Source organism: Streptomyces prunicolor NBRC 13075 (genome assembly GCF_000367365.1).
Taxonomy (GTDB): Bacteria; Actinomycetota; Actinomycetes; order Streptomycetales; family Streptomycetaceae; genus Streptomyces; species Streptomyces prunicolor.
Window position 1 is genome coordinate 136,405 of sequence record NZ_BARF01000085.1, and the last position, 22,006, is coordinate 158,410.

General features: G+C 70.8%; 22 protein-coding genes and 1 pseudogene. 13 read left to right on the plus strand and 10 right to left on the minus strand.

Annotation, left to right across the window (positions count from 1 at the left end):
• Positions 1-30: 30 nt before the first annotated feature.
• The 5 genes and pseudogenes from SPR02S_RS36495 to SPR02S_RS36515 all read left to right on the plus strand — a co-directional run bounded on the left by SPR02S_RS36495 (position 31) and on the right by SPR02S_RS36515 (position 3,725).
• The gene (locus SPR02S_RS36495) at positions 31-399 is read left to right on the plus strand and encodes a VOC family protein (protein ID WP_019061965.1); all 369 of its coding nucleotides are present in this window, start codon (positions 31-33) and stop codon (positions 397-399) included.
• Positions 400-592: 193 nt separating this feature from the next.
• Positions 593-1,253: pseudogene (locus SPR02S_RS65170) on the plus strand (transposase); the annotation flags it as partial.
• Positions 1,254-1,425: 172 nt separating this feature from the next.
• Positions 1,426-2,442: a tyrosine-type recombinase/integrase gene (locus SPR02S_RS57195; protein ID WP_245607678.1), complete on the plus strand. Its 1,017-nt coding sequence runs from the start codon at positions 1,426-1,428 to the stop codon at positions 2,440-2,442.
• A gap of 79 nt (positions 2,443-2,521) precedes the next feature.
• A complete protein-coding gene (locus SPR02S_RS36510; protein WP_019061967.1) occupies positions 2,522-3,436 on the plus strand; it encodes a HipA family kinase in 915 nt (304 codons plus the stop codon).
• A gap of 19 nt (positions 3,437-3,455) precedes the next feature.
• Positions 3,456-3,725, plus strand: a complete 270-nt coding sequence (locus SPR02S_RS36515; RefSeq protein WP_019061968.1) for an Rdx family protein — start codon at positions 3,456-3,458, stop codon at positions 3,723-3,725.
• 24 nt (positions 3,726-3,749) lie between these two features.
• Here SPR02S_RS36515 and aceB read toward each other — a convergent pair whose 3' ends face one another.
• Both aceB and SPR02S_RS36525 read right to left on the minus strand, forming a co-directional pair.
• Entirely contained in the window at positions 3,750-5,372 is a 1,623-nt protein-coding gene (aceB, locus tag SPR02S_RS36520; RefSeq protein ID WP_019061969.1) for a malate synthase A, read from the minus strand.
• A gap of 187 nt (positions 5,373-5,559) precedes the next feature.
• Positions 5,560-6,159 (minus strand): nucleotidyltransferase family protein, encoded by a 600-nt coding sequence (locus tag SPR02S_RS36525; protein ID WP_019061970.1) that lies wholly within the window; start codon positions 6,157-6,159, stop codon positions 5,560-5,562.
• Positions 6,160-6,349: 190 nt separating this feature from the next.
• Here SPR02S_RS36525 and SPR02S_RS36530 point away from each other — a divergent pair, with 190 nt between their 5' ends.
• Positions 6,350-6,670 (plus strand): DUF5955 family protein, encoded by a 321-nt coding sequence (locus SPR02S_RS36530; RefSeq protein ID WP_026151181.1) that lies wholly within the window; start codon positions 6,350-6,352, stop codon positions 6,668-6,670.
• Between the two features lies 1 nt (position 6,671).
• Here SPR02S_RS36530 and SPR02S_RS36535 read toward each other — a convergent pair whose 3' ends face one another.
• Together SPR02S_RS36535 and SPR02S_RS36540 are read right to left on the minus strand one after the other, a co-directional pair.
• Positions 6,672-7,373, minus strand: a complete 702-nt coding sequence (locus SPR02S_RS36535) for a DUF6304 family protein (protein ID WP_019061972.1) — start codon at positions 7,371-7,373, stop codon at positions 6,672-6,674.
• A complete protein-coding gene (locus SPR02S_RS36540; RefSeq protein WP_019061973.1) occupies positions 7,370-8,164 on the minus strand; it encodes an IclR family transcriptional regulator in 795 nt (264 codons plus the stop codon). The genes SPR02S_RS36535 and SPR02S_RS36540 overlap by 4 nt, the downstream gene beginning before the upstream one ends.
• A gap of 283 nt (positions 8,165-8,447) precedes the next feature.
• Between SPR02S_RS36540 and allB the strand changes: the two genes are divergently transcribed.
• From allB to SPR02S_RS36565, 5 genes are all read left to right on the plus strand, one after another.
• Positions 8,448-9,785 carry an allantoinase AllB gene (allB, locus tag SPR02S_RS36545; protein WP_019061974.1) on the plus strand — a complete coding sequence of 446 codons (1,338 nt, stop codon included), beginning with the start codon at positions 8,448-8,450 and terminating at the stop codon, positions 9,783-9,785.
• A 51-nt stretch (positions 9,786-9,836) separates the two neighbouring features.
• Positions 9,837-10,952 (plus strand): allantoicase, encoded by a 1,116-nt coding sequence (gene alc, locus SPR02S_RS36550; protein ID WP_019061975.1) that lies wholly within the window; start codon positions 9,837-9,839, stop codon positions 10,950-10,952.
• 119 nt (positions 10,953-11,071) lie between these two features.
• Complete coding sequence (locus SPR02S_RS36555; protein ID WP_019061976.1) at positions 11,072-11,893, plus strand: AIM24 family protein; 822 nt, start codon at positions 11,072-11,074, stop codon at positions 11,891-11,893.
• Between the two features lie 126 nt (positions 11,894-12,019).
• Positions 12,020-12,652: a dihydrofolate reductase family protein gene (locus SPR02S_RS36560; RefSeq protein WP_019061977.1), complete on the plus strand. Its 633-nt coding sequence runs from the start codon at positions 12,020-12,022 to the stop codon at positions 12,650-12,652.
• Positions 12,653-12,743: 91 nt separating this feature from the next.
• Positions 12,744-13,649, plus strand: coding sequence for a DMT family transporter (locus SPR02S_RS36565; protein ID WP_019061978.1), 906 nt, complete (start codon positions 12,744-12,746; stop codon positions 13,647-13,649).
• A 278-nt stretch (positions 13,650-13,927) separates the two neighbouring features.
• On the opposite strand, the gene SPR02S_RS36570 is transcribed toward SPR02S_RS36565, so the two are convergent.
• The 6 genes from SPR02S_RS36570 to SPR02S_RS36595 all read right to left on the minus strand — a co-directional run bounded on the left by SPR02S_RS36570 (position 13,928) and on the right by SPR02S_RS36595 (position 20,276).
• A complete protein-coding gene (locus SPR02S_RS36570; RefSeq protein WP_019061979.1) occupies positions 13,928-14,926 on the minus strand; it encodes a CHRD domain-containing protein in 999 nt (332 codons plus the stop codon).
• A gap of 158 nt (positions 14,927-15,084) precedes the next feature.
• Entirely contained in the window at positions 15,085-15,972 is an 888-nt protein-coding gene (locus tag SPR02S_RS36575; RefSeq protein ID WP_019061980.1) for an STM4011 family radical SAM protein, read from the minus strand.
• 9 nt (positions 15,973-15,981) lie between these two features.
• Complete coding sequence (locus tag SPR02S_RS36580; RefSeq protein ID WP_019061981.1) at positions 15,982-17,319, minus strand: STM4012 family radical SAM protein; 1,338 nt, start codon at positions 17,317-17,319, stop codon at positions 15,982-15,984.
• Entirely contained in the window at positions 17,316-18,131 is an 816-nt protein-coding gene (locus tag SPR02S_RS36585) for an STM4013/SEN3800 family hydrolase (RefSeq protein ID WP_169389443.1), read from the minus strand. Before SPR02S_RS36585 ends, SPR02S_RS36580 begins: the two co-directional genes overlap by 4 nt.
• A gap of 7 nt (positions 18,132-18,138) precedes the next feature.
• A complete protein-coding gene (locus SPR02S_RS36590; RefSeq protein ID WP_019061983.1) occupies positions 18,139-19,320 on the minus strand; it encodes an STM4014 family protein in 1,182 nt (393 codons plus the stop codon).
• A complete protein-coding gene (locus tag SPR02S_RS36595; RefSeq protein WP_019061984.1) occupies positions 19,317-20,276 on the minus strand; it encodes an STM4015 family protein in 960 nt (319 codons plus the stop codon). Before SPR02S_RS36595 ends, SPR02S_RS36590 begins: the two co-directional genes overlap by 4 nt.
• A 169-nt stretch (positions 20,277-20,445) precedes the next feature.
• On the opposite strand from SPR02S_RS36595, the gene SPR02S_RS36600 reads away from it, so the two are divergent.
• Both SPR02S_RS36600 and SPR02S_RS36605 read left to right on the plus strand, forming a co-directional pair.
• Complete coding sequence (locus SPR02S_RS36600) at positions 20,446-20,772, plus strand: DUF8820 family protein (protein WP_026151182.1); 327 nt, start codon at positions 20,446-20,448, stop codon at positions 20,770-20,772.
• An 87-nt stretch (positions 20,773-20,859) separates the two neighbouring features.
• Positions 20,860-21,930: a DUF6745 domain-containing protein gene (locus SPR02S_RS36605; protein ID WP_043258742.1), complete on the plus strand. Its 1,071-nt coding sequence runs from the start codon at positions 20,860-20,862 to the stop codon at positions 21,928-21,930.
• Positions 21,931-22,006: the final 76 nt, after the last annotated feature.

Genomic DNA, 22,006 nt, shown 5'->3' on the forward strand with positions numbered 1-22,006 from the left:
AAAGCTGACACGAAAAGAAGGAGCATCATCATGCCCGCCACCGGCCCCGACTTCATCTCGCTCCAAGCGCGCAACCTCGACGCTTCGCAGGCGTTCTACGAGCAGTACCTCGGCCTCGTCCGCGCGCAGGCCGGACCTCCGCACGCCGTCGTCTTCGAGACGAAGCCGATCGCGTTCGCACTCCGCGACGTCGTTCCCGGCACCGATCTCGCATCCGTTGCTCAGCCCGGCATCGGTGCCGCGATCTGGCTCCACGCCACAGACGTCCAGGCCATACACGATGCCCTCGTCGCCGACGGTCACACCATCGTCTCCGCACCGATCGACGGCCCCTTCGGCCGGACATTCACCTTCGCCGACCCCGACGGCTACCAGGTCACTCTCCACGACCGCGCCTGATACGCCCAACGCCACCGGACGATCACCGATCCCCGAAGACCGCGGTTGCGCCCGAGGCGCGAGAATCCGGGCGACATTCATCGGCTCTTCGCATTTAACCGCGCAGACCGGTCTGGCGCGTCGGCGCCGGGGGTAGAGGCCGAGGTCTTCCGAGGATGAAAGTTTCTACACCGCTCATCTGGAAGACCTCGACGTGCGCGACGCTACCTTCTGCCCTGCTGATCTGACGACGTTCTGCCGGCTGGATGACCTCGGCTTGGAAGTGGTCGGCCAACAGCTGCATCCCGACCACGCGGTGTTGCTCTGTCGAGTGGTCGACCTTGATGACTGGTGCCATGCCTGCGGCCGTCCGGGGGCGCCGTGCGACAGTGTGCTGCGCCGACCGGCGCACGTCCCGCTCGGCTGGCGGGCAGCGATCCTGCACGTCCGCATCCGCCGCTACCCCGCTGTTCGGGCTGCGGGCAGGTCTGGCACCAAGACACGACCGCGGCCGCCGCGCCGAGGGCGAAACTCTCGACGCAAGCGGTGATGCGGGCGCTGAAGAGTGTCGTCATCGACCGGATGTCGACCGCCCGGATCGCCGCCGGGCTCGGGGTGTCCTGGCACACCGTCAACGACGCCGTCCTGACGACCGGCCACCAGTTACTGATCGCCGACCCGACCCGCTTCGACGGTGTCCAAGTCCTAGGCGTGGATGAGTACGCGTGGATGAGCACGCATGGCGCCACACCCGCCGCGGGGACAAGTTCGTCACCGTCATCATCGACCTCGCCCCGGTCTGCGACGCCACCGAACCGTCGAGACTGCTGGACATGGTCGAAGGCCGATCCAAGCAGGTGTTCAAAACCTGGATCGAGGCCCAGACACCAGCGGTACAAGGCTGCCGGCATACCCGGGGTGCGGGACCGATCCTTCGAGGTCCTGGAGGATGCCAGGGCGTGGCTTCGGCGGGCAGCTACGGACGAGGAGCGCGGCGAGTTCGTTGACCCGCGCGACGGATCCATCACGCTGGCGGACTACATCGCGATGCACTGGGCGCCGGGCAGAGGTGGTGTTCCGAAGACCCAGGACAACCAGGAGCGGAGAGCGCGCCTGCACATCATTCCGCACCTGGGCCGACTGCCCCTGAGGAACATCACGGCGGCGGATCTGCGCGCGTACATAGCCACGTTGGAGTCAACCGTCTCCTCGGTCGACTACCAGCGCGGCATCCTGTCCGAGCTCTCCTCCATTCTGGAGGCGGCTGTTGACGACAAGCGGCTCGCGAGCAACCCGATGCACGCGAAGTCCGTGCGGTGGCCCAAGGCGACTCAGGAGCGCCGTGAGGCTTGGCTGCTGGGGACAGCGCTGCGAGTCCGCGACGTCATCAGCCCGCGCAACCGGATAACCGTCGTCCTCGGTCTGGGGTGCGGACTTCGCCAGGGCGAGGTGTTCGGCTTGAGCCCGGAGGATATCGACTACGCGAGAGGTGTCCTCCATGTCCGCCGCCAAGTCCAGGCGATCAAGGGGAGGTTGTACTTCGCCTTGCCGAAGGGGAAGAAGACCCGCGTCGTCGACATGCCCCCCTCAGTGGCCGAGGAACTCAAGCGTCATGTCGAAGTGTTTCCGCCGGTGGAGGTGGAACTCCCGTGGGGGAAGCCGGAGGGGCAGCGGAGGAAGTTCTCCCTTTTGCTCACCACGCGATTTGGCAACGCCATTGCGGTGAACACGTGGAACACCTACACGTGGAAGCCCGCGTTGGCCAAGGCCGGCATCATCCCGCCACGCGCCAAGGGGGCGAAGAAGTGGCAGTGGGAGGCGGCGCCGAAGGACGGCTTCCACGTGCTGCGGCACACCTATGCCTCCATCATGCTGGAGGCGGGAGAGTCCGTCGTGACCCTGGCTCGGTGGCTCGGACACTCGTCGCCGGCGATCACCCTTGGTTACTATGCTCACTTCATGCCGGAGGCCGGAAGCAAGGGCCGCACGGCCATCGACGGACTGCTGGGGAGGCAGGGAGATCCGCATGCCAGTCGAAACTCCCCAGATTCTCCCCAGGGCTGAGGGCGGGCAATATCCACTCCTCGGCACCCCGCGGGTCGACTGTGGATTGCAAGGGTGAAGAGTGAGGTGGCCTGAGAAAGTGCTGAGAGAGGTCACCGCGACCCGCTACGTCGAGCCCCTGCGCTCCGGCGGTTCCGTCCCCGGACTCGTCGAGGCCGACGACCTCGGCACCTACGTCGTCAAGTTCACCGGCTCCGCGCAGGGCCGCAAAGCACTGGTCGCCGAGGTGATCGTCGGGGAGCTGGCTCGTGCCCTGGGGCTGCGCTTCCCCGAGCTGGTGCTCGTGGACTTCGACCCGGAGATCGCCGACGAGGAGCCCCACCAGGAAGTACGGGACCTGCACGGCGCGAGCGCCGGCCTGAACCTCGGCATGGACTTTCTGCCGGGCGCCCAGGACTTCACCCCGGAGGTCGCCGCGCGCTGTACGGTCGACCCGCTGGAGGCCGGGAAGATCGTCTGGCTCGACGCGCTGACCGTCAACGTCGACCGCACGGTGCACAGTTCGAACCTGATGATCTGGCCCACGCTCGGCATCGCACCCCCGCGCCTGTGGCTCATCGACCACGGCGCCGCCCTCGTCTTCCACCACCGCTGGGACGCCGCCGACCCCACGAAGGCCTACGACTTCCGCCACCACGCCCTCGGCCACTACAGCCCCGAAACCCGGGCCGCCGACGCCGAGTTGGCCCCCAGGGTGACCGAGGACCTGCTGCGCCGCATCGCGGCCGAGGTACCGGACGCCTGGCTCGCCGGCGAACCGGGCTTCGCGACACCCGAGGCCGTACGGGAGGCGTACGTCGCCTACCTCCACGCGCGCGTGAAGGCCTCCGCTGCCTGGCTCCCCACCGACTTCCCCAGCCGGGAGGAACGCGCCGCCGAGGATGCCCTCCGCGCGGCGAAGACACAGCAGGGCCGCCCGAGTTGGCTCAAGCGGGTCCCCGACCTGCACGGCAGACCGGCGGCGGAACAGGATTGGTCGGTACACCTCGGATGATGACGGGAAGACGACTCGGATGACCCAACGAGTTCAGATCGAATACTGCACCCAGTGCCGCTGGCTGCCCCGCGCCGCCTGGCTGGCGCAGGAGCTGTTGACCACCTTCGAGACCGAGTTGACGGAACTGTCCCTGAAGCCCGGCACCGGCGGTGTCTTCGTCGTCCGCGTCAACGACGAGATCGTGTGGGACCGCCGCGTACAGGGCTTCCCGGAGCCGACGGCCGTGAAGCAGCTCGTACGCGACCGAGTGGCCCCGGACAAGTCCCTGGGCCACTCGGACAAATGAGCTTCTCCTTGCGGAAGTTGATCCTCAGCCCTTGAGCTGCTCGTACGCCGGCAGGGTCAGGAAGTCCGCGTAGTCGTCGTCGAGCGCGACCTCCAGGAGCAGGTCGTGGGCCTGCAGCCAGTGGCCCGCGGCGAAGGCGTCCGGGCCGATCTCGGCGCGGATGTTATCCAGCTCCTCGGCGGCAATCCTGCGTGCCAGCTCGGGAGTCGCCTTCTCGCCGTTCTCGAACTCGACGCCCGCGTTGATCCACTGCCAGATCTGCGAGCGCGAGATCTCGGCGGTGGCCGCGTCCTCCATGAGGTTGAAGATGGCGACCGCACCGAGCCCGCGCAGCCACGCCTCGATGTAACGGATGCCCACCTGAACGGCGTTGACGAGCCCCGGGTTTGTCGGCTTGGCGTGCAGCGAGTCGACGGCGATCAGGTCGGCGGCCTTGACGTCGACGTCCTCGCGCAGCCGGTCCTTCTGGTTCGGCTTGTCGCCGAGCACCGCGTCGAAGGAGGCCATGGCGATCGGCACCAGGTCCGGGTGGGCGACCCAGGAGCCGTCGAAACCGTCGCCGGCCTCACGGTCCTTGTCCGCCTTGACCTTCTCGAACGCGACCTTGTTGACCGCCTCGTCACGGCGCGACGGGATGAACGCCGCCATGCCGCCGATCGCGTGCGCCCCGCGCTTGTGGCAGGTGCGGACGAGGAGTTCGGTGTACGCCCGCATGAACGGGGCCGTCATCGTCACGGCGTTGCGGTCCGGGAGGACGAACTTGGGCCCGCCGTCACGGAAGTTCTTCACGATGGAGAACAGGTAGTCCCAGCGCCCCGCGTTCAACCCCGAGGCGTGGTCGCGGAGTTCGTAGAGGATCTCCTCCATCTCGTACGCGGCGGTGATCGTCTCGATCAGCACGGTCGCGCGGACGCTGCCCTGCGGGATGCCGACGTAGTCCTGCGCGAAGACGAACACGTCGTTCCACAGCCGGGCTTCGAGGTGCGACTCGGTCTTCGGGAGGTAGAAGTACGGCCCCTTGCCGAGGTCCAGCAGTCGCTGCGCGTTGTGGAAGAAGTAGAGCCCGAAGTCCACGAAGGCGCCCGGGACTTGCTCGCCGTCGACCAGGAGGTGCCGCTCGTTGAGGTGCCAGCCGCGCGGCCGCATCACCACGGTCGCCAGCTCGTCCTCGGCCTTCAGGGCGTACGCCTTGCCGGAGTTGGGGTCGGTGAAGTCGATCGCGCGGGTGTAGGCGTCGATCAGGTTCAGCTGGCCCGTGACGACGTTCTCCCAGGTCGGCGCGGAGGCGTCCTCGAAGTCCGCGAGCCAGATCTTGGCGCCCGAGTTGAGGGCGTTGATCGTCATCTTGCGGTCGGTGGGGCCGGTGATCTCGACCCGCCGGTCGTTCAGGGCGGCGGGAGAGGGGGCCACCTTCCAGGAGTCGTCGGCGCGGATCGCGGCGGTCTCCGGGAGGAAGTCGAGGGTGGAGGTGCGGGCGATCTCCGCACGGCGCTCGGCCCGGCGGGCGAGGAGTCCGGCCCGGCGGGGCGTGAACCGGCGGTGCAGCTCGGCCACGAAGGCGAGGGCCCCGGGAGTGAGGACCTCGTCCTGCCGGGGCAGGGGTTCGGCGTCGACGACGACCGGCGAGGACGGCGCTGGTGCGGACATGAACTGTCACTTCCTTCAGCGAGCGAGGCACCGGGTGCCAGGTGACCCGGGTAGGACGGGGAGCACCCGAGGGGCCGTCGGGCGCTTCTGAACAGTGGATACTAGTTTCCTCATCGTGGAAGTTCAATGGTTTGTTGACGTCGAGATTCTCCGGATCAAGCCAAAGTGGCGCTCAGTGCCACTCCGCTCACTCAAGGTGGACGAGGTCCGCCTCAGTGTCGATGTCGTACGGCTCCGCCGCATCCCCGCACTCGACGAGCGCCACCGCGTCCGCGTGCGCCTTGAGGTACGCCCGCGCCCCCCGGTCCCCGGTCGCGCTCTCGGCGATACCTGCCCAGTGCGCGGCCCCGAACAGCACCGGATGTCCGCGTACCCCGTCGTAGGCGGCCGAGACGAGCGAGTCCTGGTCCGTGAACCCGGCCAGCACCCGCGCCACCGCCTCCGCGCCGATTCCGGGCTGGTCGACGAGCGACACGAGCGCCGCCCGCGCCCCCGTACCCGCGAGCGAGTCGAGCCCCGCCCGCAGCGAGGACCCCATCCCCTGCTCCCACTCCGGGTTCTCCACGAGCACACACCCGGCCAGCTCCGCCCGCTTCCGTACGGCGTCGGCCTGCGCTCCCAGGACCACGTGGACGCGGGTCAGGCCGGCCGCGCGCAGGACCCCGACCGCGTGCTCCACAAGGGGCCGCCCCCGGTGTCGTAGCAGCGCCTTGGGTCGCCCGCCGAGCCGTCGGCCGCCGCCCGCGGCGAGCAGCAGCCCCGCGACCTGGTCTTCGTTTCGCGTCATGTCTCCTGCATACCTGACCGGGCGGCGACCGCAGGGAATCCTCAGACTTAATTTCGGTCCGTGGAGTGGCGCACCCCGTACCGGGTGGCGTTTACTGGCCCGCGTCCCTCGGCGCCCGACCAGTGTTGCGGGGTGCGCGCGGCGGGATCACAAAGTTCTTGCGCACGACGACGTGCGAGGGGGGAGAGCTGTGTTGCGGAGCTTGGGGCAGAGGTCATTGACCGGCAGCGACGAGGATCCGAGGGTGGCGGAACTGCGGACCGCGGTGTCCCGGTTGCGCCGCGAACTGGCCGCGCATCCGGCCGAGTTCCCCGACCGTGTCATCGCCGAGGACGAACTCGCGGCGCTGGCCGCGATGACCATCGACGGCACCCCCGAAATCCCGCGCCTGCGCCGCTCGTTGCTCCTGATCGCCGGCGCGATCGGCTCGGTGAGCGCACTCGCCAGGGGTCTGACGGACGTACGCAACGCCGTGGACCTGTTCGGTCAACCCCGGGGCGGGCAGGGCTAGTTCACGACAAGGGGCGCGCCGGGAACGATCCCCGGTAGCCCGTGTCCCCGGCCCGGTGCTCGAACTCCCCGCACAGCCAGGTCTCTTGGACGAACTCGGTGAGTTCCTGCCAGACGGCGAAGATGCCCGTCGGGCCGTGCTTGCCGTCGACCTGGCGGTAGCGGTCCTTGGCGTCACGGAAACAGGCGAGCCCCGCCATGAGCCCGTTGCCCGCCGGGCTGTAGTCGGACCAGGCGCACGCGACGCAGGCCCGGAGCCGTACGCCTGCGGGGAGGAGCCAGCGCTGGAGGTCGTTCAGGGCTTCCTCGAAGGTGCCATGGTCTTCCGTGGTCAGGTGCTCCTGCCCGTCCAGGCGCAGGATGGTGAACAGCCTCTCGTATTCCAGGCCCTTGCCCGGTCCGGCCGGCGCCCCGAGCCACAGCGCGCAGTCCAGGGCGGCCGTCCGTACGCCCTGCCCCTCGACCGTGACGGGCATCGGCACCTCCCACTCCAGGAGGCAGGCGCACAGCGCCCCGTCGAAGAAGGTGAACGGGGCCTCCGGTGGCTCGCCGCCGAGCGCGCCGAGGTCGTCCATGCTGTCGCCCTCGAAGCGGACACCCCGGATCGTCGTGCGGATCGACTCCCTGCCGTCCGACTCGAAGACGACGGCCTCGTTGCCGTGCCGGTCGGTGTACCGGCCCGGCCAGAACTGCACGGCGCTCACGCGGGGTTCTGGCTGGCCAGTGCCTCCGACAGCTCGCCGGCCACCTGCTGGAGCACCGGCACGATCTTGTCGGTCGCCGCCTCGGTGACCCGGCCCGCCGGACCCGAGATCGAAATCGCCGCCGCCGTGGGGGAGTTGGGCACGGACACGGCGAGGCAGCGGACGCCGATCTCCTGCTCGTTGTCGTCGATCGCGTAGCCGAGGCGGCGCACGTCCTCCAGCGCCGCGAGGAAACCGTCCGCCGTGGTGATCGTCTTCTCGGTCGCCGCGGGCATGCCGGTCCGGGCGAGCAGTGCGCGCACCTCGTGGTCCGGGGTGTTGGCGAGCAGAGCCTTGCCGACGCCGGTGGAGTGCGGCAGGACGCGCCGGCCGACCTCGGTGAACATGCGCATCGAGTGCTTGGACGGCACCTGCGCGACGTACACGATCTCGTCGCCGTCGAGCAGCGCCATGTTCGCCGTCTCGCCTGTCTCCTCGACCAGCCGGGCGAGGTAGGGGCGGGCCCAGGTGCCGAGGAGCCGGGACGCGGATTCGCCGAGGCGGATCAGGCGCGGGCCGAGGGCGTACCGGCGGTTCGCCTGCTGACGGACGTAACCGCAGACCACGAGCGTGCGCATCAGGCGGTGGATGGTGGGGAGCGGCAGTCCGCTGCTCGCGGAGAGCTCGCTCAGGCCGACCTCACCGCCCGCGTCGGCCATCCGCTCCAGCAGGTCGAAGGCGCGCTCCAGGGACTGGACACCGCCCGTGGTGGACTTGGTGGAGTCGGTGCTGCTCACGCTGGACGGCGGCACGGCGCGTTCCTTTCGGCACGGGCGGGAAGGGCTGAAGCCTACCCGGGGGTCGGTTGACTCCCCGCCTGTGCGTAGCTACGTTCTGCTTGCCGGAAGTTTAATTCCGCTTTGTGGAAACGTCCAGAGTGTGCGCGTGTGGCGCATCGTGGAGATGTGTGCCCTTGACGGTACGGGAGCGGAAGTGAAGACTCCTTCAACAGAACGTTGAATTCCGTTACGTGGAAGTAAATCCCGTTTCCCGGAAGCAACGGAAGTGACGACGGCGGCAGAGAGAGGGGTCCGGGTGTCCGACGCTGAACTGGTGGTGCGCTCCACACGTGTCATCACTCCCGAGGGGACACGCGCTGCGGCGGTCGCGGTCGCCGGGGGAAAGATCACGGCCGTCCTCCCGTACGACGCCCAAGTCCCGCCCGGGGCACGGCTCGAGGACTTCGGCGACGACGTCCTGCTGCCCGGCCTGGTCGACACCCATGTGCATGTGAACGACCCCGGCCGCACCCACTGGGAGGGCTTCTGGACCGCCACGCGCGCGGCGGCGGCCGGCGGCATCACCACGCTCATCGACATGCCGCTCAACTCCCTCCCGCCGACGACGACGGTCGACAACCTCCGTACGAAGCGGCAAGTCGCCGCGGAGAAGGCCCACATGGACGTCGGCTTCTGGGGCGGCGCCCTGCCCGACAACGTCAAGGACCTGCGCCCGCTGCACGACGCCGGTGTCTTCGGCTTCAAGGCGTTCCTGTCCCCGTCCGGCGTGGACGAGTTCCCGCACCTGGACCAGGACCAACTCGCCCTGTCCCTGGCCGAGATCGCCGGTTTCGACGGCCTGCTCATCGTCCACGCGGAGGACCCGCACCACCTCGAAGCGGCCCCGCAGCAGGGCGGCCCCAAGTACGCCGACTTCTTGGCCAGCCGCCCGCGCGACGCCGAGGACACGGCCATCGCGGGGCTGATCGCGCAGGCGAAGCGCCTCAACGCGCGCGTGCACGTCCTGCACCTGTCCTCGTCGGACGCGCTCCCCCTCATCGCCGCCGCCAAGGCCGAGGGCGTCCGCATCACGGTGGAGACGTGCCCCCACTACCTGACCCTCACGGCGGAGGAAGTCCCGGACGGGGCAAGCGAGTTCAAGTGCTGCCCGCCGATCCGCGAGTCCGCCAACCAGGACCTGCTGTGGCAGGCGCTGGCCGACGGCACGATCGACTGCGTGGTGACGGACCACTCGCCATCGACGGCCGACCTGAAGACCGACGACTTCGCCACCGCGTGGGGCGGCATCTCCGGCCTCCAGTTGAGCCTCGCGGCGGTGTGGACGGAGGCCCGCAAGCGCGGCCACGACCTGGCGGACGTGGTCCGCTGGATGTCGTCAAGGACCGCACAGCTGGCGGGACTTGAGCAGAAGGGCGCCATCGAGGTGGGCCGTGACGCCGACTTCGCGGTCCTCGCGCCCGACGAGACGTTCACCGTCGACCCGGCCGCCCTCCAGCACCGCAACCGCGTCACGGCGTACGCCGGCAAGACCCTCAGCGGCGTCGTGAAGTCGACCTGGCTGCGCGGCGAACGCATCGTGCTGGACGGCGAGTTCACCGACCCGAAGGGCCAACTCCTGACCCGTACCCCCTGATTCACCCCTCCCGCACCCGCAGCGGCCCACTTCCGAAAGGCAGACACAGCAGTGACGGCGATTCCGAGTTTCACCGGCGACGCGAATCCTTACGGAGGCGGTGACCCGTACGCGGACTACCGCACGGCCGACTTCCCCTTCACCCAGTACGCCAACCTCGCCGACCGGCAGTTGGGCGCCGGTGTCATCGCCGCCAACGACGAGTTCTTCGCCCAGCGAGAGAACCTCCTCGTACCCGGGCCCGCCGAGTTCGACCCCGAGCACTTCGGCCACAAGGGCAAGATCATGGACGGCTGGGAGACCCGCCGCCGCCGAGGCGCCTCGGCGGACCACCCCTGGCCGACGGCGGAGGACCACGACTGGGCACTGGTCCGCCTCGGGGCCCCCGGCGTCATCCGGGGCATCGTGGTGGACACGGCCCACTTCCGGGGCAACTACCCGCAGGCGGTGTCGGTGGAGGGCACGTCGGTACCGGGTTCTCCGTCCCCCGAGGACCTCCTTTCGGGCGACGTGAAGTGGACGCCCTTGGTGCCGCGCACGCCGGTGGGAGGCCACGCGGCGAACGGCTTCTTCATCTCGACCGAACAACGCTTCACCCACCTCCGCGTCAACCAGCACCCCGACGGCGGCATCGCGCGCCTGCGGGTCTACGGCGAGGTCGTCCCCGACCCCAACTGGCTTGCGGCGCTGGGTACTTTCGACGTGGTCGCCCTGGAGAACGGCGGCGGCGCCGAGGACGCGTCCAACCTCTTCTACTCGCCCGCGAGCAACACCATCCAGCCCGGCCGCTCCCGCAAGATGGACGACGGCTGGGAAACCCGCCGCCGCCGCGACCAGGGCAACGACTGGATCCGTTACCGCCTGGCCGCCCAATCCCAGATCCGCGCCGTGGAGATCGACACGGCGTACCTGAAGGGCAACAGCGCGGGCTGGGCGTCGGTGTCGGTACGGGACGGCGAGACCGGCGACTGGACCGAGATCCTCCCGCGCACCCGCCTCCAGCCCGACACGAACCACCGCTTCGTCCTCCCCACTCCGGCGATCGGGACGCACGCACGCGTGGACATCTATCCCGATGGCGGGATCTCGCGGTTGCGGTTGTTCGGCTCGCTGACAGAGCAGGGTGCGGCGGGGTTGGCGGCGAGGCACCAGGAGCTGGGCGGCTGACGCACGCTGCCACATGCCGGAGGGGCTGATCTTCAGCCCGTCCGGCGCCTCTCCAACGCAGGCCGCCACAAGCCACCCGCACTCGGAACCGAGACGGCCACCCGCTACGTTCTTCCTTCGTGACCCTTCAGCAAGAGATCGTCGGCAACGCCATGCAGATGGCGGTCGTCAACCTGAACCCCGGCCAGACCGTGTACTGCGAGGCCGGAAAGTTCCTCTTCAAGACGACGAACGTGACCATGGAGACCCGCCTCGGCGGCCCGTCGAGCGGCGGCGCCCAGCAACAGGGCGCCGGTGGCGCAGGCGGCGGCATGGGCGGCATGCTCCGGCAAGCCATGGGCACGGCCATGCAGGTCGGCCAGCGCGCGCTCGCCGGTGAGTCGCTGGCGTTCCAGTACTTCACCTCCCAGGGCGGCGAGGGCACCGTCGGCTTCGCGGGCGTGCTCCCCGGGGAGATGCGCGCCCTGGAACTGGACGGCACGCGCGCGTGGTTCGCGGAGAAGGACGCCTTTGTGGCCGCCGAGTCCACCGTCCAGTTCGGCATCGCCTTCCAGGGCGGCCGCACCGGCATGAGCGGCGGCGAGGGCTTCGTCCTGGAGAAGTTCACCGGCCACGGCACGGTGATCATCGCCGGCGCGGGCAACTTCATCGACCTGAACCCGGCCGACTTCGGTGGCCGCATCGAGGTCGACACCGGCTGCCTCGTCGCCTTCGAGGAGGGCGTCCAGTACGGCGTCCAGCGCATCGGCGGCCTCAACCGCCAAGGCCTGATGAACGCAGTGTTCGGCGGCGAGGGCCTGTCCCTGGCCACCCTGGAGGGCAACGGCCGCGTCATCCTCCAGTCCCTCACCATCGAGAGCCTCGCCAACGCCCTGAAGAAGGCCCAGGGCGGCGACAAGCAGGGCCCGACGGGCGGCATGTTCTCGACCCACGCGGGCTGAGATGCCGTAGCGAAGACCGAGAGACGCCGTAGCGAAGACTGATGAGAAGACCGATGAGTTGCGGGGGCCCGCGGGGTCTGAGCTGATGACACCATCCGCTCCCGCACCAGGAAGCAGGCACCCGACATGGGCAAGCTCGTCTCCACCCTCTTCATCACCCTCGACGGCGTCTACCAAGCTCCCGGCGGCCCCGAAGAGGACACCCGCGGCGGCTTCGAGCACGGCGGCTGGAGTTTCGTCTACGGCGACGACGACTTCGGCCGCTTCGTGATCGAGGTCTTCGACCGCTCCGGCGCGTACCTGCTCGGCCGCCGTACGTACGACATCTTCGCCGGGTACTGGCCGCACAAGACCGACCCCGCCGACCCGATCGCCGCCAAGCTGAACGCCCTGCCGAAGTACGTCCCCTCCGCCACCCTCACCGACCCCTCCTGGGCCGGCACCACCGTGCTCAGCGGCGACCTCGCCAAGGAGGTCGGCGACCTCAAGGAGCGAACCGACGGCGAACTCCAGGTGCACGGCAGCGGCGCCCTCGTCCGGTCCCTCCTCGCGCTCGGCCTCGTCGACACGCTCCACCTGGTGACCTTCCCGGTCGTGCTCGGCAGCGGCCTGCGCCTGTTCCCCGAGGGCACCGCGCCCATGGCCTTCCGGCACACGGGAGGGCGCGTCACCAGCACCGGCGTCTCCATCCAGTCGTACGACCTGGCGGGCCGCCCGACCTACGGTTCGTACGCGGACGAGGATGCGGGAAACGCCTAGTCAGCGGGGATCCGCGCCGGTACGGTGATCGTTCCGTGTGGCAGCCACCGAGGTCTCCACCCCTTCACCGGAGACCGGGAGAGCCGCCCCCATGTCCTCGATCGCCGTACCGTGCACCGCCCTGCCCCGCCGCGCCTGGCTCACCGACCTGCCCGTCCTGCTGGTCGCGGTGGTCTGGGGCGCCAGTTATCTCGCCGCCAAGGACATCACCACGGCCCGCACGGTCCTCGCCGTCCTGGTCCTGCGCTTCGCCCTCGTCCTGCCCGTCCTCGCGGTCGTGGGCCACCGCGCGCTGCGCGCCCTGACGGCCGCCCAGTGGCGCGGCGCGGCCCTGCTCGGGCTGATCCTCGCCGGGATCTTCCTCCTGGAGACCTACGGCGTCGTCCACACCTCGGCGACCAACGCGGGCCTCATCATCAGCCTCACCATGATCTTCACGCCGCTCGCCGAGGCCGCCGTGACCCGCACCCGGCCACCCCGGGCCTTCCTCGGCGCGGCAGCCCTCTCCGTGCTCGGCGTCCTGCTGCTGACCCAGGGCGCGGGTTTCTCCCGCCCCTCCCTCGGCGACCTCCTCATGCTGCTCGCCGCCCTCGCCCGCACCCTGCACGTCCTGGCCATGTCCCGCACCAAGTCGGTCCAGGACGCCGACGCACTGCCCCTGACCACCGTCCAACTCGCCACCGCCGTCGCGGTGTTCGCGATCCTGTCGACCGGCGCCGACACCACCCCGTGGGCCACGGCCGCCGACTTCGGGCCACGCGAATGGGCCGGGCTGCTGTTCCTGTCCGCGTTCTGCACCCTGTTCGCCTTCTTCGTGCAGATGTGGGCCGTACGCCGGACCTCGCCCTCCCGGGTCAGCCTGCTGCTCGGCACCGAGCCCCTGTGGGCCGCCGCGGCCGGTATCGCGCTCGGCGGGGAGCGGCTCGGGGCGTTCGGGCTGGCAGGCGGTGTGCTCGTACTTGTGGGGACGGCATGGGGGCGCGGGGCAGCACGGTGACTCCCGGAAGACTCAACGGTATCGGCCAGTCATCCGACAAATAGCCCGGACCGGTGTCGCCGGTGGCGGCCTCGCCGCCTTCGGTGGCCGGAGCGTCGGGGGGACGGAGACCGAGCTCCGCGCCGGGAAGGTGCGCAGGAAGATCTCCCTCAAGCCCGGGGCATCCGTGAAGATCGACCTCTCCTGAGCGGGAACACACGGCGATGCGAGTCCGCGCGGGACTCGCATCGCCTGGCTGTGTACGGCTCCGTCGGTTCGGTCGGTGCCGTACGTCGGTGCTACTTGGTGGCGAGGAACAGGTAGTCGGCCGTGTAGGGGACGCGGGCGGTGGGCTGCTCGGCCGGGTCGCAGGTGCCGGCCGGGGCGACGCCGCCGGCGGTGTTGAGTCGGAGCACCGATGTGGTCCTGGACAGGAGTCCTTCACTCTTGCCGGTCTGCCGCGCGCGGAGCAGGAGTTGGGGGATGTTGCCCTTGCCGTTGTCGAACTTGTTGAGGACGGTGCCGGTCACCGAGGAGCCGTCGGGAGCGATCCACTGCGGCGGGCCGGCGGGGCCGTGCTGGGCGAAGCTGTGCTGGATGCCGCCCTGGAGGGTGGCGTCGACGTTGTCCTGGGTGAAGGCGTAGGAGCCGTCGTCCTGCTTGGTGCAGGCGTAGATCTGGGCCCCCTTGACGACGCCGGCCAGGGACGAGTGCCGGATGGCGGCGGGCAGCGAGACGGCGCCCGGCAGCGCGACGGCCTGTCCGCGGACCGCGCCGCCCGGGAACTCGGCGGTGTGCAGGTTGAAGTAGAACTGGTCGGGATGCGCCTTGATGCTCCGCAGCAGGTCCGCGTCCTTGACCTTCACCGTGCCGAACACGAACGGCGTGCCGCCCTTGAGCTTCTCCATGAAGAACGGGATCTTCACGTCACCGTTGGTGCCCCGCGCACCCTGGTGGAGATGGGCCATGGTCGGGGTACCGATACCGGTCCACGCGAACGCGAAGGACACCTCGTCGCCCTGGACCCGCATGAGGGCCACCGCGCTGCCGTCCTTGTCACCCACCGCCGGCTTGCCCTTGACGGGCACCTCGTTGTCACCGGTCAGGATCGAGGTGAAGTACCGCGCCCCCGGCGCGTTCTCGGAGTAGCGGCCGATGGCCCCCGCCGCCTGCGTCGCCCCCGCCGCCGGATGCGACACGGTGGCGTCGGCCGCACCGTCCGCGCCGTTGCAGGCGGTCAGGAGCAGAGTGCCGGTGAGCGCCGTCGCGGCGATGGTCCCGAATCGCTTGAACTTCATGTGTCTCGTTCTCCCCGTGATGGCCGATCCGCGGCTGGCCCGCGGTCGTTCTCCCTCCATCACGGGGCCCCTGTGGCGATCCCTCAGCCGATGACACTCCTGAGACACGCCTGAGAAGGGATGGCATCACTGAGGACACGATCTTGACATTACGACGCTCACCGACGCGCTGTGAGTGGCAGGGCGCGTGCGGTGCCCGGCCCGGGGAGGGCGGACGGGACCCGCTCCAGGACACCGCCCGCGAAGACGTCGTACAAGGGCAGGGACTCCAGGTGGACGTAGCCGATGTGGCAGTCGCAGACGGCCAGCGGACACGCGCGCGGTCGCAACGCCGCCCGGTAGGAGCCGTCGTACAGGTTCCCCAGCTCGTCGCGGACGAAGTGGCAGCGGCGGACCGTGCCCGCGCCGTCGACCGAGATCACGGACTCGCCGGTACGGCACGGAAGTCCGGCGCTGCGGTGCGGGTGCCGGCTGTACGGGAACAGGGGGTCGAGCGCGGTCCAGTCGTTGGCCTCGGCGTCGTCGTAGGTGTGTCCCTCGGCGGCGTTGATCCAGAGGTAGACGTGCGGGGGCAGGTCGTCGCGGAGTCGGCGGGCCGCCGCCAGATGGGCGGGCAGGCCCACCACGCCGACACTGAAGCGCACCCCGCGGTCGGCCAGTTCACGGCACTTGGCGAGGAAACGGTCGTACGGGGTCTGGCCCGGGTGGTACGTGCACCACAGGGCGAGCGTGTCCAGGTCGGCCTCGGCGAGCCAGCCCGTCCGGCAGCTCAGGTTGGTCTGGATGGCGACCCGGCGCACGTGCGGCAGCCGGGACAGCTCGGTGAGGGTGCGCCGGTACCAGGAGCGGACCAACCCCTCGCCCCACGGTGTGAACAGGAGCGACAGGTCGTCCTCGCTGTCCGTCGCCCACCGCGCGAAGCGCTCCAACGCCGCCCGGTCCGCGCGGAGTTGGGCGGTCGAGTCGCGGCGCTTGGCGAACGGGCAGTAGGGGCAGTCGTAGTCGCAGGACGCGAGCGGCCCCCGGTACAGGACGGTGAGATCCATGACGGTCCGTCACTTCCGTTCGTAGGCGGCCATCGCGGACCGCACCTCGGGGGAGAACAACTCCGGGCCCACGGCGTCGGAATGGGCCAGGCCCTCCGGGGTCAGCACGAGCGACTCGCCCGCCGCGTCGGTCAGCCAGCCGCGCCCGGCCAGCCGGTCGAGCTCTGTCCCGAAGTCGTCGTCGGGTGAACTCCCGAAGCGGGCGCGGTAGTCGGCGACGGACAGCCCCTCGGCCTGGAGGAGGGACTGGAGGAGATGACGGCGACGTGCCTCGTGTCCGTCAACGTCGTAGCCGACCTCCGCGTGCGCGAAGTCGGTCGTCGTGACGTAGTCGTCGATGATGCCGCGGATCTTCTGCATGCCGACCGCGTAGTCGAAGGAGTAGTGCAGCGTCGACGTGTACGAGCGGGCTCCGCAGCCGAGCCCGATCATGCCGTCCGTCTGGCAGGCGTAGTCGTCGGCGCCCTGGGGCGGGGCGTCGGCCCGGCGGAACATCCGCATCGACTGCTGGACGTAGCCGCGAGCGAGGAGGTGGTCACGTCCCGCGCGGTACAGGCACAGCCGCTGCGCGTCCCACTCCGGGTCGGTTCCGGCGTCCCCCTGGTGCCGGCCGAGGCCGGTCAACGGGCGGACGTAGAGCGGGTACAGGTACAGCTCCTCGGGCCGCCAGGCCAGGGCCGCGTCCAGCGAGGCGAGCCAGGTCCGCTCGGTCTGGCCGTCGATGCCGTAGATGAGGTCGATGTTGAGCGCCGGGATGGTGGTGTCCCGGATCCGGCCGAGCGCGGCCTCCACGTCGGCACGGCGCTGCGGGCGTACGGCGGCCCTGGCCTCGGAGTCGACGAAGCTCTGGACGCCCAGGCTGAGGCGGGTCGCGCCGCGCTCCGCGAGGACGGCGAGCCGGTCCGCGGTGGCCGTGGCGGGCGAGGCCTCCACGGAGAGCGGGACCGCGCGCAGGTCGGCGCCCATGCGCCGCTCGGCGAGGTCGCACAGGCGCTCCAGCTCGGACGCGGTGAGGAAGGTCGGGGTGCCGCCGCCGAACGCCGCGGTGGCGAACCGCACCGGCTCCGCGTCGCCGAGTGCCGCCCGGACGGCGTCCGCCTGACGTTCCAGGGCGTCCAGATAGGCGCCGGTCAGGCCGTCCGGGGCACCGATGCGGGTGAAGAGGTTGCAGAAGCCGCACCGGACCTCGCAGAACGGTATGTGCACATACAGCGAGAGGGCGCTTCGGTCCTGCGCCGCCCACAACTCCCGCAGCGCGGGCCGGTCTTGGAGGCGGCGGTACGCCGTCTTGTGCGGATACGCGTACACGTAGTGCTGATAGGGACTGGTCTGCTGGACGGTGGTCATCGGACGGCCTCGGCGGGGTCGAGGAGGAAGTGGGCGTACGGCACGGTCCACACGGACTCGTGGCCCAGACGGTGGCCGGTGTAGCCGTCGTCGCCGTAGGCGGTGCCGTGGTCGGAGCAGACGATGACGAAGCAGGGGCGCCGGGAGCTCACCGCGGCGAACAGCCGCCCGATGTGCCGGTCGACGTACTCCAGCGCGGCGGCGTGCGTCTCCCGGGTGTCTCCCGCCTCGCGGGTCGCGCCCGGCAGGTGGAACCAGTTGGGCTGGTGCAGTGCCGACACGTTCACGAAGAGGAACAGGCGCTGTTCGGCGGGCAGTTGGTCCACCACCTGTTCCACGCGGTCGATCTGGTTCTCGAAGGAGTGCGGCGAGGTGACGCCGAACTCCTCCTCCCAGTGCGCTTCTTGGAACAGGCCGGGCAGTACGGAGCCCAGCGGACCGCGCCGGTTGAAGAAGCCCACGCCCCCGACGCAGACGGTGCGGTAGCCGGCCGCCGCCAGTCCGGACACCAGGTCGGGGGTGTCGTAGACGAAGGTGCCCTCGGCGGTGGTCTCGCTGCCGGCGAAGCTCGCCGCGAACAGCCGTGGATGCGGGCCGGGTTGGGCCGGAGTGGGCAGGAACCCGGCGAAGATCGCCTGGTGCGAGGCGTAGGTGAAACTGCCCGGGGCGTGCCTCTTCTCCCAGCGTCCGCCGGGCAGTTGGCGGGCGAGCTGCGGGATGCGCCCCGTGGCCGCCAACTCGACGGCCACGTCGTGCCGCAGCGTGTCGAGGGTGACCAGCAGGATGTCGTGGTCGCCGACGATCGCGTTCATGTCGGGCTCAGGCATGGGCTGTTCCTGTTCTGTACGGGTGCCGCGGGCCGCTGCCGGCCGGTGCGCGCAGGACGGCCGCCACCTGCGCGCCGTAGGTGTCCAGACCCTCGGCGCCGCTGCCGGGCAGTCCGGTGAGCCGGGGCAGCAGGTCGCCGAAGGCGTTGACCTCGCCGACGAAGCTGCGGCGCCAGTCCACGGCCGGCAGCAGGTCGACCCCGACGCACAGGGTGCGCGGGAAGCAGGACGCGGCGCGCTCGCACACGTCCAGGACGTCGGACCACCGGGCGCCCGCGGCGGTGACGGCCCGCCGGACGCCGTCGAGGTCGCCGCGGCTGCCGCCCAGATGCAGATTGGTCAGCGGCCCGCGACTGGTGCGCACCACCGCGTGGGTGGCCCGGCCGGCCACGACGACCACCCGGAGGTCCGCGGCCCGGCCCGCCTGGGATGCCTTCGGTACCCAGCGTTCGAGATGCAGCCCGTCCGGGGCCAGCGCGTCCACGATGCGGGCGACGTCCCGCTCGTCGTGATACCGCCGCACCCGAAGGGAGTTGTGCAGTGCGCCGTCCGGACCGGTCTCGACGGACGTGGTCGCCCTGATCCGGCCGCCGCCGGCCGTCTCGACCGCGAGGACGCCCGAGGCCGAGGACCCGTGGGCGGGCTTGACGAACAGCCGGGGCATCCGGTGTTCGCGCATCAGCGCCCGTACGTCGTCCCAGCCGTGCACGCGCGCGCCGTGCGGACCCGACGTGGGCGAGTCCGGGACGGGCACACCGGCCGAGTCCAGTACGGCGTGACACGCCCGTTTGTCGAACAGCGCCGCCAGGTCGTCCGGGTCGGCGAGGGGGATGCCGCCGCGCAGCGTGCGCAGCGCGGCCGTGAACCGCGTGTACCAGCGGGCCGAGCCCTCGACCCGGGTGGGGTCCGTGGCGTCCCGCAGCAGCCGGTCGACCTCGGGGTTCTCACCGGGGGAGTCGACCCGCACGAACTCGTCGGCGGCGAAGTCCGCTCCCCGCGCGCGCAGGACGTCCGCCCAGGCGACGACGCGGGGTGCGGGCAGCCCGGCCGCGCGCACGGCCTCCGTGAAGAGGGACACCCTGCGGTTCTCAGGGTTGCCGACCACCGCGAACCGGGGGCCGGTGCGGGCGGACGACGCGGTGCCGGCCGGCCGAACCGCTGCGGACGCGGTCACTCCCCGACGGCGACGTAGCGCCAGACCGTGCCGTCGTCCTCCGTGTCCTCGTCGGCGTCGTCACGGTCCAGGTCGACCTCCACACCCGCCGCCACCAACGTCTGCCGTATCCGCTCCGCGACGGCCTCGCTGAGGTAGTTGTGGTGCAGGTCCAGCTTCTTGAGATGCGTCAGCGGCTGCCCGCTCAGCAGCGCTACGGCGCCCTCGTCGGTCAGCACGCCCATCGACAGGTCCAGCACCTCCAGGCGTTCCACCACCGGGGCGGCGGCGACCGCGGCGGCCACCGCGTCCTGCATCTCGCTGTTGCGCAGGGCCAGCTGACGCAGGCGCGGCAGCCGCGCACCGGACAGGATCGGCTCCAGGTCGGCGGCCTCGCTGTCACCGCCGTAGTCCGGCGTGCCCAGCCACAGGTCCAGGTGCTCCAGGGCGGGCAGGTCACTGGCGCCGATCCCGCGCACCACCCCGACGGGCAGCCCGCCCGTCTCCGCCACCAGCCGGCGCAGCGCACCGTGCCGCAGCGCGGTGAACTCCAGGCCGGTGCCGCCGCGCACACCGAACTCCTCCAGCGCCGGGTAGGCGTTGAGCAGCGGTGCGACATCGGTCTGGTGGATCCAGGAGATCTCGCACTCCTCCATCACCAGGTCGCCGACGAACAGTGCGCGCAGTGCGGGGAAGGCGTCCCGGGCCTCCACCAGCGCCTCGAAGATCTCGGTGGGCGCCCTGTCGTAGGCATCTCCCCAGGCGCCGATGATCAGCGCCCGGACCCGGTTCGTGTCGACGGCGGCGCGGAAGCGGGCGAACGTGTCGGCCCACGCCTCGTCGGCGCCGTACACGCCGCTGTTCAGGCGCCAGGCGACCGAGTCCGGCTCGGGCAGCCGGTCGGTCGGGGCGCCCGGCCCGGGAAAGGTGAACGCGGGCAGCCCGTGCAGCGCGTCGAGGTGCTCACCGATGGTCATGCGGCCGCTCCTGAGAAGGAAGTGTGCGTGGTCTGTGGTGCCGCATTTCTACCAACCGCCACTGACAGTGCCCGTCGGCGGGGCGGGCCAGGGGGCGTTGTCAGTGGTGGCCCCTAACGTCGTGGTCATGAAGCCGGTGCGCGGCGCACCCGGCGGTGAGGGGACAGCCATGTACCGACAGGGAGACGTGCTGATCGTGCCGGTCGCGCAGGACGCGGTGCCCGCTCACGCGGCACACGCCCCGAGCGAGCGGCGCGACGGACGCGGGCGGCTCGTGCTGGCGCTGGGAGAGGTGACGGGGCACGCCCACGCGGTCGTCGGGCCGGGGGAGTTGGTGCGCGAGCCGGGTCCGTACGGGCCGTTGCTGCTCCATCTGCCCCAGGGCGGGCGGGTGGTGCACGAGGAGCACGCGGTGATCGTGCTGCCCAAAGGGTGGTTCCGGGTCGTCAGACAGCGGGAGTACGTGCCCGGGTCCGTACGGATCGTGGCCGACTGAGCGACCGGGACGCACCGGCAGCACGACAGAACTGGGCGGGGCGCGGAGGAAGTGCACGTGAGCGGGACGGACACAGGGGTGGACAGGATGACGGACCTGAAGCCGGGCGGCACACCGGACTTGGCGGCGGGGAGCGTGGTGACCGGGTCCTCCGGTGACCTCGCGGAGTGGCGGGCGTGGGCCTCGGCGACGGGCCCTGCGGACCGGGCGCGCGCCGAGGAGGGCGTCCGGCGGGCCTACCGGCTGGCGGGACTCGCGGAACCGGAGCGCGTGGTGTGGGTGGGTTCGCCCCGCGCGGCGGTCGCTCTCCTCCGGGAGCAGGCGGACCGGGGCCCGAGCGTCCGGGACGCGGTGCGCAGTGCGCCGTGGGCGGCGGCGAGACGGCGGCTGCACGCCGAGTTGGGGCCCGCGGGGTGGTCGGCGCACTGGGCGGCGACCGGCGGACGGCTGTGGCCGTCGACGCAGGCCCTGGTGGACCGGATCCGTACCGGCGTGATCGAGGAACTGGCCGGAGGCGACACCGGAAAGGAGGCCGCGGAGGTCCGGCTGATCCTGCTGGACGCCGTGCTCGGGCAGCACGACGCGCCGTGGCTCGCGGCGTTCCCCGCCGACGACGGCCCGATCGACGCGCTGTCCGCGGTGTGCCGCGGCGCCGGCTGGTGGTGGCCGTTCGCGCGGGTCGCCGTGCTGTCGGAGCGCCCCTCGGCCCTCCACCGCGACGAGGCCGGACGACTGGACCACGGGGACGGCCCGGCGCTCGCCTACCCGGACGGCTTCGCCCTGCACGCCTGGCGCGGCATGCCGGTTCCGGCCGCCTTCCTGGCCGAACTGCCCACCTTGACCCCGGAACGCATCCGCGCCGAGGAGAACGCCGAGCTGCGCCGCGTGATGCTGGAGTACTACGGCTACGACCGGTACCTCACCGATTCGGGCGCCCGCCCCCTGCACCGGGACGAGACGGGCACCCTGTGGCGGATCGACCTGGCCGCCGACGAGCCCGTGGTCATGGTGGAGGTCCTCAACTCCACCCCGGAACCCGACGGCACCCACCGCACGTACTGGCTACGGGTCCCCCCGTCGACGCGCACGGCCCGAGCGGGGGTGGCCTGGACCTTCGGCCTGGACGCCGAGGCGTACGCACCCGAGCGGCAGACCTGAGAGTCCCCGGGCGGCGGGACGTGCCTCGCCCCGCGACCCATGAACGTGGGGGGAGCCGCGGGGCGAGGGGTGAGCG

Coding starts and splice junctions, on each gene's coding strand:
- SPR02S_RS36495 (WP_019061965.1), top strand. CDS start 31: ATGCCCGCCACCGGCCCCGACTTCATCTCGCTCCAAGCGCGCAACCTC.
- SPR02S_RS57195 (WP_245607678.1), top strand. CDS start 1,426: ATGCACTGGGCGCCGGGCAGAGGTGGTGTTCCGAAGACCCAGGACAAC.
- SPR02S_RS36515 (WP_019061968.1), top strand. CDS start 3,456: ATGACCCAACGAGTTCAGATCGAATACTGCACCCAGTGCCGCTGGCTG.
- aceB (WP_019061969.1), bottom strand. CDS start 5,372: ATGTCCGCACCAGCGCCGTCCTCGCCGGTCGTCGTCGACGCCGAACCC.
- SPR02S_RS36525 (WP_019061970.1), bottom strand. CDS start 6,159: ATGACGCGAAACGAAGACCAGGTCGCGGGGCTGCTGCTCGCCGCGGGC.
- SPR02S_RS36560 (WP_019061977.1), top strand. CDS start 12,020: ATGGGCAAGCTCGTCTCCACCCTCTTCATCACCCTCGACGGCGTCTAC.
- SPR02S_RS36565 (WP_019061978.1), top strand. CDS start 12,744: ATGTCCTCGATCGCCGTACCGTGCACCGCCCTGCCCCGCCGCGCCTGG.
- SPR02S_RS36570 (WP_019061979.1), bottom strand. CDS start 14,926: ATGAAGTTCAAGCGATTCGGGACCATCGCCGCGACGGCGCTCACCGGC.
- SPR02S_RS36575 (WP_019061980.1), bottom strand. CDS start 15,972: ATGGATCTCACCGTCCTGTACCGGGGGCCGCTCGCGTCCTGCGACTAC.
- SPR02S_RS36580 (WP_019061981.1), bottom strand. CDS start 17,319: ATGACCACCGTCCAGCAGACCAGTCCCTATCAGCACTACGTGTACGCG.
- SPR02S_RS36585 (WP_169389443.1), bottom strand. CDS start 18,131: ATGAACGCGATCGTCGGCGACCACGACATCCTGCTGGTCACCCTCGAC.
- SPR02S_RS36595 (WP_019061984.1), bottom strand. CDS start 20,276: ATGACCATCGGTGAGCACCTCGACGCGCTGCACGGGCTGCCCGCGTTC.
- SPR02S_RS36600 (WP_026151182.1), top strand. CDS start 20,446: ATGTACCGACAGGGAGACGTGCTGATCGTGCCGGTCGCGCAGGACGCG.
- SPR02S_RS36605 (WP_043258742.1), top strand. CDS start 20,860: ATGACGGACCTGAAGCCGGGCGGCACACCGGACTTGGCGGCGGGGAGC.